Origin of the sequence: Prochlorococcus marinus str. MIT 0917, assembly GCF_027359575.1 — a bacterium.
Classification (GTDB): Bacteria; Cyanobacteriota; Cyanobacteriia; order PCC-6307; family Cyanobiaceae; genus Prochlorococcus_B; species Prochlorococcus_B marinus_D.
The window spans coordinates 272046-286029 of sequence record NZ_CP114784.1; the positions used below are offsets into that span (position 1 = coordinate 272046).

The 13984-nt window shown below is 31.6% G+C and carries 16 protein-coding genes; 10 read left to right on the forward strand and 6 right to left on the reverse strand.

Annotation, left to right across the window (positions count from 1 at the left end; all coding sequences use genetic code 11):
- The first annotated feature begins 43 nt into the window (after positions 1-43).
- Positions 44-2071: a DNA primase gene (gene dnaG, locus O5637_RS01465; RefSeq protein ID WP_269605478.1), complete on the forward strand. Its 2028-nt coding sequence runs from the start codon at positions 44-46 to the stop codon at positions 2069-2071.
- 22 nt (positions 2072-2093) lie between these two features.
- Positions 2094-2393 (forward strand): hypothetical protein, encoded by a 300-nt coding sequence (locus O5637_RS01470; protein ID WP_269605480.1) that lies wholly within the window; start codon positions 2094-2096, stop codon positions 2391-2393.
- Positions 2394-2406: 13 nt separating this feature from the next.
- Here O5637_RS01470 and O5637_RS01475 read toward each other — a convergent pair whose 3' ends face one another.
- From O5637_RS01475 to O5637_RS01495, 5 genes are all read right to left on the reverse strand, one after another.
- Positions 2407-2889: a serine hydroxymethyltransferase gene (locus tag O5637_RS01475; protein ID WP_269605482.1), complete on the reverse strand. Its 483-nt coding sequence runs from the start codon at positions 2887-2889 to the stop codon at positions 2407-2409.
- A gap of 75 nt (positions 2890-2964) precedes the next feature.
- Complete coding sequence (locus tag O5637_RS01480) at positions 2965-4296, reverse strand: Y-family DNA polymerase (RefSeq protein ID WP_332299751.1); 1332 nt, start codon at positions 4294-4296, stop codon at positions 2965-2967.
- The gene (locus O5637_RS01485; RefSeq protein ID WP_269605486.1) at positions 4245-4691 is read right to left on the reverse strand and encodes a LexA family protein; all 447 of its coding nucleotides are present in this window, start codon (positions 4689-4691) and stop codon (positions 4245-4247) included. Before O5637_RS01485 ends, O5637_RS01480 begins: the two co-directional genes overlap by 52 nt.
- 59 nt (positions 4692-4750) lie before the next feature.
- The gene (locus tag O5637_RS01490) at positions 4751-5188 is read right to left on the reverse strand and encodes a 23S rRNA (pseudouridine(1915)-N(3))-methyltransferase RlmH (RefSeq protein ID WP_269605488.1); all 438 of its coding nucleotides are present in this window, start codon (positions 5186-5188) and stop codon (positions 4751-4753) included.
- 13 nt (positions 5189-5201) lie between these two features.
- Entirely contained in the window at positions 5202-5567 is a 366-nt protein-coding gene (locus O5637_RS01495) for a hypothetical protein (RefSeq protein WP_269605489.1), read from the reverse strand.
- 111 nt (positions 5568-5678) lie between these two features.
- Here O5637_RS01495 and rsmA point away from each other — a divergent pair, with 111 nt between their 5' ends.
- The 6 genes from rsmA to secF all read left to right on the forward strand — a co-directional run bounded on the left by rsmA (position 5679) and on the right by secF (position 11501).
- On the forward strand, positions 5679-6551 hold the full coding sequence (gene rsmA / locus O5637_RS01500) for a 16S rRNA (adenine(1518)-N(6)/adenine(1519)-N(6))-dimethyltransferase RsmA (protein WP_269605492.1): 873 nt from the start codon (positions 5679-5681) through the stop codon (positions 6549-6551).
- The gene (gene ispE / locus O5637_RS01505) at positions 6529-7488 is read left to right on the forward strand and encodes a 4-(cytidine 5'-diphospho)-2-C-methyl-D-erythritol kinase (protein ID WP_269605494.1); all 960 of its coding nucleotides are present in this window, start codon (positions 6529-6531) and stop codon (positions 7486-7488) included. The genes rsmA and ispE overlap by 23 nt, the downstream gene beginning before the upstream one ends.
- Positions 7475-7828 carry a DUF3082 domain-containing protein gene (locus O5637_RS01510; RefSeq protein WP_269605496.1) on the forward strand — a complete coding sequence of 118 codons (354 nt, stop codon included), beginning with the start codon at positions 7475-7477 and terminating at the stop codon, positions 7826-7828. The genes ispE and O5637_RS01510 overlap by 14 nt, the downstream gene beginning before the upstream one ends.
- A 203-nt stretch (positions 7829-8031) precedes the next feature.
- Complete coding sequence (locus tag O5637_RS01515; protein ID WP_269605498.1) at positions 8032-9021, forward strand: pyruvate dehydrogenase complex E1 component subunit beta; 990 nt, start codon at positions 8032-8034, stop codon at positions 9019-9021.
- A 2-nt stretch (positions 9022-9023) separates the two neighbouring features.
- Positions 9024-10511 carry a protein translocase subunit SecD gene (secD, locus tag O5637_RS01520; protein WP_269605500.1) on the forward strand — a complete coding sequence of 496 codons (1488 nt, stop codon included), beginning with the start codon at positions 9024-9026 and terminating at the stop codon, positions 10509-10511.
- A gap of 24 nt (positions 10512-10535) precedes the next feature.
- The gene (secF, locus tag O5637_RS01525; protein WP_269605502.1) at positions 10536-11501 is read left to right on the forward strand and encodes a protein translocase subunit SecF; all 966 of its coding nucleotides are present in this window, start codon (positions 10536-10538) and stop codon (positions 11499-11501) included.
- A gap of 312 nt (positions 11502-11813) precedes the next feature.
- Here the strand turns inward: secF and O5637_RS01530 are convergent, their stop codons facing one another.
- The gene (locus O5637_RS01530; protein WP_269605504.1) at positions 11814-12011 is read right to left on the reverse strand and encodes a hypothetical protein; all 198 of its coding nucleotides are present in this window, start codon (positions 12009-12011) and stop codon (positions 11814-11816) included.
- Positions 12012-12158: 147 nt separating this feature from the next.
- Here O5637_RS01530 and O5637_RS01535 point away from each other — a divergent pair, with 147 nt between their 5' ends.
- Together O5637_RS01535 and O5637_RS01540 are read left to right on the forward strand one after the other, a co-directional pair.
- Positions 12159-13808, forward strand: coding sequence for an ArnT family glycosyltransferase (locus O5637_RS01535; protein WP_269605506.1), 1650 nt, complete (start codon positions 12159-12161; stop codon positions 13806-13808).
- Between the two features lie 25 nt (positions 13809-13833).
- Positions 13834-13983, forward strand: a complete 150-nt coding sequence (locus O5637_RS01540) for a hypothetical protein (RefSeq protein ID WP_269605508.1) — start codon at positions 13834-13836, stop codon at positions 13981-13983.
- Position 13984: the final 1 nt, after the last annotated feature.

Sequence of the window (13984 nt, forward strand, 5' to 3'; positions counted from 1 at the left end):
GAATCTCTTAACTAAATATTTAAATATCAATTAAAATTATCACATGGCTTCTGCACGACTACATCCTAGGACTATTGAGTCTGTCAAAGAGCGTGTAGATATTGTTGATGTAGTTGGCGAACACGTCGTCTTAAAGAAAAAAGGTAAAGAATATGTTGGGATATGCCCTTTTCATGATGATAGTAAACCTTCAATGTCAGTAATTCCTGGCAAGCAATTTTATTATTGTTTTTCATGTGGAGCTGGTGGAAATGCCATTAAATTTTTAATGGAGTTTCAGAGACAAAGTTTTAGTGACGTTGTTCTTGAACTTGCAAAGAAATATCAAGTACCAATTGATACTGTTGAAGGACCTCAACAAGAAAGACTCAAGCAACAGCTCTCTCGTAGAGATACCCTTTATCGGGTCTTAAAAATCGCTACTGGTTGGTTTAGAAATCAATTAAATTCTCCATGTGGAGAAAATGCACTTAATTATCTTAAGAATAAACGTCATTTAAGTGATGGTACTTTAATTAATTTTGAGCTTGGATTTGCACCAGATAATTGGGACTCATTACTCAAATATTTTGTAGATATAGAAAAAGTTAGTGTTGAAATCCTTGAATCGGCTGGATTAATTGTTCCTCGAAAGGGTGGTAACGGTTTTTATGACAGATTTCGCAATCGTATAATTGTTCCTATTCACGACAGGCAAAAAAGAGTTATTGGTTTCGGAGGAAGGAGTCTTGATGGTTCAGAACCTAAGTATTTGAATTCACCTGAAACTGAAATTTTTGAAAAGGGTAAAAATCTTTTTGGTTTAGATAAATCAACCCTTTCTATTAGGAAAAAAGATTATGCGGTTGTAGTAGAAGGATATTTTGATGTGATGGCACTACACGATTCTGGTATTACAAATGTTGTTGCCTCTTTGGGAACAGCATTAAGTCGTAGTCAAATAACTCTTCTCTCTCGTACTACAGATAGTAAAAAGATCCTTTTAAATTTCGACTCAGATAATGCTGGAATTCGAGCGTCTACTAGAGCTATTAGTGAGGTAGAAAACCTTGCTATTCAAGGTCAGATAGATTTAAGAGTCCTTCAATTACCTTCAGGTAAAGATCCAGATGAGTTCCTTAAGGATAATTCTTCTTCCGAATATGAAGCATTGGCGGCAAAATCACCTCTTTGGATGGATTGGCAAATTGATCAATCTTTGAAGGATTTAGATTTAAGTAAATCTGATCAATTTCAGGCAGCTGTTACCAACTTAGTAAGTCTTCTTGGAAAGTTACCTCAAACGGCGATAAGAACCCACTATCTACAGAAGGTTGCTCAGCGTCTTAGTGGAGGTCAAGGTAGATTTTCCCTGCAACTAGAGGAAGATTTACGTAATCAAATTAATGGTCAAAGATGGCATGGACGTTCTAAGAAAATAGATAAGCCTCAAGAGATTGGTCTTAGAGAAAGAAGTGAGGCAGATATACTTTTTACTTATATACACTGTCCTACTTATAGATCTTTTATTCGTTATGAACTTCGTCTAAGGGACTTAGATGACTTTGCAATTAATCATCATCGTGCAATATGGTCTACTATAAGTAACATTGAGGAAGATAAATTTGGTTCTGAAGTGGTCGAGCAGATTAATCGTTGCAATGATTCAAATAATATTTTAGCTGATATTGATTTAATTAAAAGCTTGTTAGATAACTTTCTCGCTAATGATAGTGAACATCTTTCTAAACTTACTCCTTTGCTAGAGGCTAATGAACTTCGTTTGGCAACACTTAGTGACCCCGAGGCTCTCATTCGTGGTGCTCTCGCTGCTCTTGAAAAGCAAAAATCACTAAAACGTTGTAGGCATCTAATTGATGCATGGAGTACTCAAAGGTTACAAACTCTTGAGAACTGTATAGCATCTCTTATCGTTCAAGAAAAATCGGAACCTAATGATTCATCTGATATGGAACAGAGAGTTTTTAATATGTTTGAAGACTTAAATAATGATGCTATAAATTTTCAGCAACTTTACTATGCTGAGAGAAAACATATTTTAAATTTAGATCAACAGAGATGTTATAAATAATTTTTATATTTTTACTTAATTAATGAAAAATACATCAACTTTTAATTTGGATCAATGTTCTTTATCTAATGAACTATGGCCAGACTTTATCAATAAAATAGGATTTATCAAAGCAAATTTAGCTGTAAGACAATCTCTCGATCTTCAAAGAATGCAGGGAACTAATTTAACTCTTCCCTTACTTATTCTTGAAACATGTGGAACTGCACTGGTGAATTGCCAAGCTGTTAAGACTTATATTGGTCTCTCATGCTTGGAGCAAGGAATGGTCTTGATTTTTAGTAGTAAATTAAACGCTATTCAATTACTTAGAGACAATTAAAATTACTTTATAATCATAGACAATATTTTCTCAATCCTTTTTTTATTAATCTTGGTTTATCTTCTAATATATATGCTTGTCTTTCTTTTTCTTCCTCGCCGGATATACTTATAGACCCATTCAAAGCATTGATCTTTGATGGATTCATTAAAAACCTTCTATCTATTTTTAATAAGTTTCCATCGTTGCATTCTTGAGCTACATGAACAGCTTCATGCCTTAAAGCTTTTTTTATATGCAAGGCTGTTCTATAAAAAATGTCCTTATTCTTCTTCCTTTTAAGGTTATATCCTTCTCTCTTCTTTGCGTTACTTGTACATATGATAATTTCCTTTTCTACTCTATTAAAAAAGCCCACATAGTTTTCACTTATCAAACATAGTTTTTTATTTTCACTTGTTTTATATCCTGCCTTTTCAACCATCTTTATTATTTCTACTTCTGTTTTATCTAAATATTCTATGAACTCCATTATCTTTTTAATTTTTATTTTCATTATTCATTTAAATTTAACATCCAACTGTTTTTAAATTCTAATATGTAGCATTATTGTTAAATATTATACCAATTTTTAATTAGCATATATAGTTGGTATGTTTTCTATATTTGTTGTCTTTATACTAGATAGTTTTTTTCTTCGCGGTGTCCATTCTTTCTCCACCATTGAAGATCCCCAATTTATTGTATCTATACCATTTTTTGAATTAATATTATCTATGAGATTATCTAGTCTCTCTAGATATAATTCTTCTTGAATATTCTGTTTATCAAATATTAGGTTTTGTTTATATTTATTGCTTTGAAGTTTATGTAATATTACACCAGCCCTTATAAATTTTTTATAAGGTTTAAAAATTTCTTTCGTTAGCGACAGACTTTTTTCAATCATAATTTTTGAGTTAGATGTTGGAATAATTATTTTTTCTGTTGCTTCATTTTTAAAAAATTCTTTTGAATGAGTATTTGTATTCGTAAAAACTGTAATAGCTGAAGATAATTGATTGTATTTTCGCAACTTAGCACTTGCTATTAAAACATATTTAATGATTGCTTGGCTCAAATCTTCCAAGCTATCTATGGGATATGAAAAACTCCTGCTTACGCAGATTTCTTTTCGATCTGATGAGGTCTCTTTTATAGGGATACACAGGTTTCCTTTTAATTCATTTTGAATACGTAGACCAACTACACCATACTTTACTTTGATTTGCTCGCTTGACATATCTCTAAGTTCTCGTGCATTAGTTATCCCTTTGTTTTTTAGCCAAATCGACATTCTTTTGCCTATACCCCAAACTTTATCTACTTTAATTTGGTTAAGATAATGATCTTTATTTTGAATAATACCTATATCAAATATACCTGAATTTTTTTGTATTTTCTTTGCTAGATGATTAGAAATCTTTGATAGAACTTTTGTCTCCCCAATCCCGATAGATATTGGAATTCCTATGTCTTGATATACTAAAGCTCTTAAATCTTTTCCCCATTGATATAAGCATTTTCCTTTTGGCCGTTTTATAGTTCCAAATGCTTCATCTATAGAGTATATTTCCAGTTCTTCACATTTTTTTCTTAGTAGTAGCATTAATCGATTGCTTATATCACCGTAAAGCTCGTAATTTGAACTTCTCACTTTTATATTTAATTGAGTTAGCTTATTCTTTAACTTAAAATAAGGTTTTCCCATAGGAATTCCCATTTTTCTAGCCTCTGAACTGCGAGCTATTATGCATCCATCATTATTAGAAAGTATAACTACGGCTTTTCCTTTTATCGAAGGATCGATCATTTGTTCACACGAGGCATAAAAATTATTCCCATCAATTTGAAGTATTGCTTTGGACATAATTAGAGTTTTAATTTTTGTAGTACATGTATTGAATAAATTGCTACTCCCCATATCTGTATATCTATATATTCGTATAAGTTTATTGCTGGATAATTTTCTTTATCTGCTCTTAGATAATAAGCATCTTGCTTTTTTATAAGTCTTTTTAAAGTAAATTCTCCATCCAAGATAGCAACTACAATATTTCCAGGCTTTGGGTTTATACTGCGATCTATTATTAATAAATCATTATTATAAATTCCTGCGTTATTCATTGAATTACCGCTTACACGTAGAAAGAATGTACTTATTGGATTTTTGATTAAGTATTTATTTAAATCGATTCCGCGCTCTATGTAGTCTTCCGCAGGAGAAGGGAAACCTGCAGAAATAGTTTCTGTTGCTAATGGAATTAATAGTTTTGAAGAGCCTTCATTCAAGGAAGAGTAAGAGCTATTTGAATCCATAGATCCAGACCAGTCAATCTATTATAGTACAAATGAACTATCTTGTCTTGTTCGTGCGTTTATTCCTTGTGGTAAGGACCTCCTTGGGTAATGGTTTTTGCTCGGTAGAGTTGTTCTATTAGTAAAAGACGTGCTATTTCATGCGGAAAAGTTAAAGGTGAAAGACTTAATTGCAAAGAAGCGGAAGTATTGAGGGAATGGGGCAGACCCGAAGCACCTCCAATAACAAAAATAATATTTTTATTGTGAAAGTTTATAAGTTTTGTTGCTAGCTGCTTTGATGTGAAAGATTGACCATTTTCGTTAAGGGTTACAAGAACTTCATTTTTGCTAATTATTTCTTTGATCGCATGTTCCTCTTTCGTTTTTTTGTTGTCTTTTATTTCTATAATTTTTAAACCAGGTAATCTTTTTAAGTAGATTTCTATACCTTCTTTAATCCACTTTTTTTTTATTTTTCCTATAGCAATGATTTTGTAGTGTGAAATATTAAGCATAAAAAAGATATTGCTAATCTATATCATCTTCTAGTAGAAATTGTTGAAATTGGGTATATAGGTTTAGTGAATCTTCAATCGAAAGATCTTTAGAATTTTCATTAACATCTGGATCTGCAATAGAAGAATTTTTCACATTATTTGACTCAAGTTTTTTTAGTCTCTCTAATAAATGAGGTGGTATGTTTCCATCTGGACTGATTTCCATCAACTCTCGAAAAAATTGTTCAGGGTTGGTTTCAATTTCAATTGGGTGTAAATTTTGTTTTTTTGCCTCTTTTTGATTTTTTAGTTCATTTGATTGAGGTTTTGATATCTCCTTAGGAAGTTTTCTTCCTAGCTCTTTTAAGCGTTCAAGGCTATGGCTATCAAAAGTCATTTTAGAAAATGTATATTGATTGAAGATCTTCTAATGAGTATATTTTAAATAATTTATTTTTATTTGAGTGAAATATGTGATCGTTTCTAATGTGGTTAGGAGATTGTGCGTATGGGTGATAAGACCGTGAATGCTTATAGGCATATTCCTCGAAAACGCTTTGGGCAACATTGGTTGAAAGATCAGGGTGTCTTGGACCAAATAATTAAGGCTGCCGAATTGAATTCTGAAGATTGCGTGTTAGAAGTTGGTCCAGGTAAAGGTGCTTTGACTGAAAAACTAATTGAATCCCCAGCAAGATTAGTCCAAGCAATTGAGCTAGATAGAGATTTAGTTGTTGGTTTGAAAAAGCGTTTTAGTCATCAAAATAAATTTAGTTTGAGAGAGGGCGATGTTCTATCTGCTTCATTGGAGGCTGAAAATGGACTTACTATTAACAAAGTTGTAGCTAATATCCCTTACAACATCACAGGTCCATTGTTAAAAAGATTGATTGGTGAATTAAAAAAAGCACCTGAAAATAGTTTTGAATCTTTGGTTTTACTTATGCAAAAAGAAGTTGCACAAAGACTTGTGGCAAAACCTGGAACTAGTAATTTTAGTGCTTTAAGTGTAAGGATTCAGCTATTAGCAAAATGTCAGGACGTATGTGATGTTCCTTCTAAATGTTTTCAACCTGCACCCAAGGTGGATTCCAAAGTGGTTATGATTAAGCCTTTTGTATCTATTGATCCAGACTTTTATGAAATAGGGAATTTATTAGAGAGACTTTTGAAACATGCTTTTGCGGGTAGAAGAAAAAAATTGCGGAACACGATTGGAAGTTTTGTTACTTCCAAAGATCGTATGAAGGAATTTTTTGCCTATAGAGGTATTAGTCTTGATCAAAGACCACAGGAAATTTCTCCTTCCAATTGGTTTGCCTTGGCAAAAGCTTTAAAAGAAACTTGTGTTATTGAAAATGGACCCTTACATAGCAAATGAAGATTTCCTTATCGCAGAAGCACATGCAAAAATTAATCTACATTTAGAAGTTTTAGGTATTAGGAGCGATGGATTTCATGAATTAGCAATGGTCATGCAAAGTATTAATTTAAGTGATCAATTGAAAATGATAAAAAGTGCAGATAATAAAATCACTCTTAAATCTAATAATAAAGATATTAGTAATGGTGAGGATAATCTAATAATAAAAGCTGCAAATCTGTTGAGAAATAAGGTAGGAAATACACAATTAGGTGTTGATATTGAACTTGAAAAAAATATTCCTATAGGAGCAGGATTGGCAGGTGGATCTACTGATGCCGCAGCAACATTGGTTGGATTAAATAAACTCTGGAATTTAAATCTTGAGATTGAGGAATTAGAGAACTTATCAAAAGAAATAGGATCAGATATACCTTTTTGCGTATTAGGAGGTAGGCAGTTATGTTTTGGTCGAGGCGAGATTTTAGAAAGATTAAAATTTGATCGCTTTGATTTGGGTCTTATTTTAGTTAAAGATCCTTCAATACAAGTTTCTACACCAGTTGCATATAAAAAATATAAAGAAAAGTATGGTCATAAATATCTTGTAGATGAGAGGGATTTCGAAATGAAGAGAAATATTATCAGATCAAGCGATTGGTCTGATCAATCGCTATTGCATAATCGTAAAGAGATAAAAAATGATTTACAAAAAACCGTTCGCCCTATGTCAAAAGAGGTTGAAAAGTCATTGAAAATATTGTCTGGTTTGCCTGGTTCACATCTCGTTTCGATGAGTGGTTCTGGACCAAGTTGTTTTGCTTTGTTCCAAAATTTTAACGAAGCAAATAAAGTACTAAATGAGCATGTTAAAGAATTTGAAAGAGCTGGTTTATCAGCTTGGGCATGCTCAATGATGTCTAATGGAGTTCTATTAAGAAATGAATTCACCTAGAAATGGGTTTAAAAAAGAATCAGATGAAGTAGCTAGTAACTCGTCAACTCCTTTATATACAGATAGTCCTGAACAAAAGAAAGGGCCATTAAGCTTCCTTTCAGGTTCGATTACAAGTTTATCTTTTAGTTTTTTAAGCCTTTTTATTAGTAAAAAAATAGTTTTATATTTTTCTATTCATAGTCCTAATTATTCTTCACCAGTTGCACAGAGTATTGCTTCCGGCTTTAAAACACTAATTATTGGAATCAGCTTTCTTGCCACATTTACGTTTGGTTTTATTGGTATGGGTTTGTTTTTAGTATTTATTCGTAGTTTGATAGAAGGCAATAAAGAATAAACGGACTAGTATTTAACTATTAAATTGTCATATTTAGATCTTTCTATGACTCTTCATGATTTAGGACTTCTGGTTTTATTACTCTCTCCTGGGATGCTGCTTTCCATATTGCTGTTATCGACTTTTGCAGCAGGTGGGTAATTAGGCACTGTTTGAGATAGTTTGGAATAACAAACCGGTAATCCGGACGATCTGTTAATGCTGTGAAAGGGACTCTTTTATTTAATGCTCTTCGTGAAGCAATTGATGAAGAAATGGCCAGAGATCCCCTGGTCTGCATAATGGGCGAGGATGTTGGACAATATGGCGGTTCTTATAAAGTTACGAAAGATTTATATGAAAAATATGGAGAGTTCAGAGTCTTAGATACACCAATTGCTGAGAATAGTTTTACAGGTATGGCTGTTGGTGCAGCCATGACAGGTTTAAGACCAATTGTGGAAGGTATGAATATGGGTTTTTTATTGCTTGCTTTTAATCAAATTTCCAACAATATGGGAATGCTGAGATACACGAGTGGTGGTAATTTTACTATTCCAACTGTTGTTAGAGGCCCTGGTGGTGTTGGAAGACAATTAGGAGCTGAACATAGTCAAAGACTTGAGGCCTACTTTCATGCTGTTCCTGGTATAAAAATCGTGGCTTGTAGTACTCCTAAGAATGCTAAAGGTCTAATGAAAGCTGCTATTAGGGACAATAATCCTGTTCTTTTCTTTGAACATGTTCTTTTATATAACCTCACAGAAGAGCTGCCTGAGGGTGATTATGTCTGTGCCCTAGATCAAGCAGATCTTGTAAAGCAAGGAAATGATATTACGATTCTTACTTATTCAAGAATGCGTCACCACTGTTTAAAAGCGGTTGAACTTCTTGAAGGTAAAGGAATTAATGTTGAATTGATTGATTTAATAAGTCTTAAGCCTTTTGATATGGAAACAATATCAAAATCTATCAAAAAAACACATAGAGTAATTATTGTTGAAGAATGTATGAAAACAGGTGGAATTGCAGCTGAATTGATGTCTTTAATAACAGAGAATTGTTTCGATGATTTAGATTCCCCACCTGTGCGTTTAAGCAGCCAGGACATTCCTACTCCATATAATGGAAACTTAGAAAATTTAACTATTATTCAACCCCATCAAATTGTAGATACTGCTGAGAAAATTATTAATAAGGGTGGAGTAGATTAATAATGGGTAGGAAAAATTATTGGTTTCTTGTTGTAATCCTTTTTGCAGTATTAAGTATTTTTATTTGCACTAATATACCTTTTCAATTAGGGTTGGATCTACGTGGGGGTAGCCAATTAACCTTAGAGGTACAAACTACCGATGATATACCTAAAATAACCCCTGATGACATCGAAGGCGTTAAAGCTGTTCTTGATAGAAGGGTAAACGGTTTAGGAGTTTCTGATTCTCAACTTCAAACAATAGGAACAAATCAATTGTTACTAGAACTCCCTGGAGAGCAGGATCCCTCTGGAGCGGCAAAAGTATTAGGAGAAACTGCTCTATTAGAATTCCGAATCCAGAGAAATGGTACAGAGGTTCAATTAAGAGATTTACAAACTCAAAGAAATAGCGTTGAATCTATTATTAAATTATTAGAAGATAATAATTCAGCTCAATTAAGAAAGGAGATCAATATCAACAATGAAATTAACAAATTATTCGAAAAATATAATATTCAATCAGACCAGATATTAGATATTGATCAATTTAATCTTCTAAAGAATAAAATAAATACTGATATAGCAGGTTTGTTTGAACCAACATTATTAACAGGCCAATATTTGACAAATGCCGGAAGACGACAAGATCAAATCACTAACAATTGGGAAGTTACTTTGAGCTTCAACAATGAGGGAGGAGAATTATTTGCAGATCTCTCAAAATCAATAGCTGGCACATCTAGATTGCTAGGTATTGTTATTGATGGGATTTCCTATAGCGAGGCAAGTGTAGGGAAGCAATTTGAAACTGCTGGGATAACTGGCGGGGCAGCCACAATAAGCGGAAATTTTACTGCTGATGATGCTAGAAACTTAGAAGTTCAATTAAGGGGAGGTGCTTTGCCTCTACCTATTGATATTGTCCAAATTAGAACAATAGGCCCTTCTTTAGGGACTCAAAATATTCGTCTAAGTCTTTTCGCAGCTCTAACTGGTTTGCTTTTTGTAGGTGTTTTTATGATCTTCATCTATAAACTAGCTGGATTTGTTGCTGTACTAGCATTGTCTTTTTATTCGCTTTTCACTCTTTCTATTTATGCACTGCTACCAGTAACTCTCACCCTTCCAGGTATAGCAGGTTTTATATTAAGCATAGGGATGGCTGTTGATGCCAATGTTCTTATTTTTGAAAGATTAAAAGAAGAATTACGCAATGGAAATACCCTGATTCGTTCAATAGATGCAAGTTTTAAAAACGCATTTTCATCAATAATTGATGGTCATTTAACTACTTTAATAAGCTGCATTACTTTATTCTATTTGGGCACTGGATTTGTGAAAGGTTTTGCAGCCACACTGGGTATTGGTGTTGTATTGAGCTTATTTACTGCCTTAACATGTACAAAAGCAATATTGAAGTTCCTAATGAGTTATCAAGGTCTTAGAAAAACTTCAAACTTTATTAATCCTAATCAGATTCCATCACCATCTATCAACCTTCAATAGTTATTAATTCAATTCTATTAAATCATGAAGACTAATTTTAATTTTCAACTCTATAAAAATAGAAAAATTGTTTGGCTTGTTTCATTCTCTTTATGTTTAATTTCAATAATAGGAATGCTTATTTCGCTTAAAAGTAATTCGATTAAAGCCCCTTTAAATCTTGGTTTAGATTATACCGGGGGAACTCAAATAACTTTAGAGAGGAGTTGTACTGATGATTGTACTTTCTTAAATACTAATGATATATCTAATAATATCATCGCTTTAAAAAATCAGGATAAAAACTTTAGTTCAAATACTTCGCCTAATTTAACTAGATCACAAATACAATTGCTCGACAATTCAAAACTAATTTCTATTAGACTGCCATTTTTATCTGCTGCTCAATCTGATTCTGTAGTTTCCGAGGTTAATAAATTTTTTGGACCATTTAAAAATGAAAATATTTCAGTTGAGATTATTGGTCCAAGTCTTGGTAAGCAATTACTTAAAAGTAGTTTGATTTCTTTATTCTTTGCCTTCCTTGGAATAGCTTTATATATTAATTTTAGATATGATAGAAGATACTCATTCTTAGCTTTATTTGCTCTTTTGCATGACATAATTATTGTTTGTGGTGTATTTGCATGGCTGGGATATTTGTTTGATGTAGAGGTTGACTCTTTATTTGCTGTTTCTCTTTTAACAATTGCAGGCTATTCAGTAAACAACACAGTTGTTGTTTTTGATAGGATCAGAGAAAAAGGTTTACTAGAGAATGAATTAAGTTTTAAATATCAAATTGATAAAGCTGTTGGCGCAACTTTAACAAGGACATTATATACAAGTCTTACAACACTACTCCCATTGATATGTATATTGATTTGGGGCGGATCAACATTGTATTGGTTTGCATTCGCTTTGCTAATCGGTGTGATAGCTGGTTCTTGGTCGAGTATAGCTTTAGCACCTTCATTGTTATCAATAACTAGTAATAATATGATTGAGTGATTTCTTGAAAATGGACCTGATTTCTATATCTAGATTATTTATTTATATAAAATACAATTGGTTATCAATCCTGCTGATTACACTTTCAATATATGATTTAAGAATTGATATTAGAATTCTTATCGATTTTTTTACATTTACGACTCTTTTTTATACTATTTCTGAACATCCTTTGGCTATTACGATATTAATTTCAACCCCATATCTTTTTAAGTCGTTGAAAAAATCTTGAAGCTTAGACACTAACCACATAATTATATATAACTAACTATTAGTATACTTAAATTTCTAACAAGACAAATGGGTTGACCTTTACTTCTTTGCTTTTCTAGATGACTTTGGTTCAATTACTACCAATAGCTCCTCCATTTGAGTCATTAATTTCTTGACTTCAGCTGGCTCTGGAAGTGCTAACTCTTCTGTTACTCCTAAATGCATTTTTCTAAGTTCAGCTCTTAAAATTTTTAGAGATGCTTTTACTTCTTCCTTCTTTTCCTTAGCAGTTGCCATCTTTTATAAGTCTTAAATATCTATTATTATACATGATGTCATTAATTTACACGTGATGATATTCCTAAATCAATTTAGTAAGGATATAATTTGATTTAAGTGTAGTTCATTAAAATTTAACTTTTCAATTACTAATCATATTTGACTATGCAAATTCTTTCATCTAATGTTATCAACTATAAGAAGATTAAAGTAGGATTTATAAATTTTTTCTCAAAACATAAAAGAATTATTCTACCTTTTCTTTTTGTTCTTTTTTTTACATCACTTTATTTCATTATCGACTTCTCTAGCCAAAGTCTGGTCGCTCATGATGAGGGACTTTACGCTAGAAGAGCAAGAATAATTGAGTACTCTGAGAATTGGTTTTCCCCTCCATTTTCAGAACCTCACCATAAGACATTAGGTAGTTATTGGTTTATAGCATTATCTATCAGATTGTTTGGAAATAGTGAACTTTCTGTAAGGCTTCCAAGTATTCTTTCTTCTTTCCTTTGCTTAATAATCTCATACTTAATCGCATTAAAAGTTTCAAATAAAAAATCTGCATTAATTAGTTTATTCTCACTTTCATCAATGCCATTATGGATTCAATATTCAAGATATGCTAGTCCAGATATTCCATTTGTATTGTGTATTCTTTTATGTATTTTATTTTTTCTTAAATCTCTAGATTCTTCAGATAATAGTAGCCGCTATTTTTATGTATTTTTATCTGGAATGTTTATTTCTATATCTTTTTTTATTAGAAGTTATATGGCCTTTATTCCTCTTTTAGGACTCTCTCCTTTTGTTTTTTCTAATTTGTTCAGAAAAGAATATATTTTTAAAATGTTCTTTTGTACTGGAATATTTATTGGCTCTATACCAACGTGTATTAATTTTTATTTTTCATTTAAAAAGTTTGGGATTAATGGAATTTCAATCCTTTTTGATTTTGCAAGGAACCAGGCAATAGGCGATGTTGGTTTTAACAATGTAATATTAGCCCCATTGAATTTTTTCTATTTAACTTTCCCGGTTGGAATACTTATTATTATTCTTAATTTTTTTACTAGATGTAAGATTAAGATCAATTATCCATTGCTAGTTTATATCTTTCCCTTAATATCTTTAACTTTGTTGCTATGTATGTCTACGACTTATCCTCACTATTACCTTTTTCTTTTGCCATCTTTATCTATACTATTTGCTTCTTACTTATCATCATATGAATTTAGATACTCCAATTCAAAAAATATTATTAGTTATTTATTGTTTATAATCATTTTATTCATTTCAATTGTATTTTTATTTGCTATTATTAATTATAAAGACTTCATAATTAATAATTTGCATGGGAACCACTCAATAGTATATATTCTTATTTTGGTCCTTTTGTTATCTTATTTTACATCCTTTAGATTTATTTTTGATATTTTTTATCTTAGATTTAACTTAAAAAATTTCTTTTATAATATAATTATACCTCAATACATTTGTTTATCCTTATTGTTTAATTTTGGTGTACTTGGTAATCCCAACTATAATATAAAACAATTCTTGAATGATAATGTTGTTTCTTCAATTGTAAACTCCAATACCATTTATTTATTTAGGGTTGAAAGTAAGACGCAGACTTTGTTGTCATATTACCTACCTTCCTCAAAGGTCGTAGATGATTTTGATGCTATTAGTAAATACAAGTATGTAATTGTTTCTAATAGCTCTTCCTTTAACAAAATAGAATTTAAGCAATTATTTATCCCTGTTAAAAAGTTTGACAATCACTTTTTATTAATGAATATAAGTGAATAATATTAAAGTAATTCTATCAAAGGAAATGAATAAATTACTTAAAAATGCTTACACAAGATTTTGGGTCCCTGTTATGGGAAGGCTAGTTTCTGTATTTATTCCTTTACTTGAAGGAAAGTCTCCTGAGAAATCTCCAACATATGATATGGACGGTAAAAATATAAATAAAGAATAGT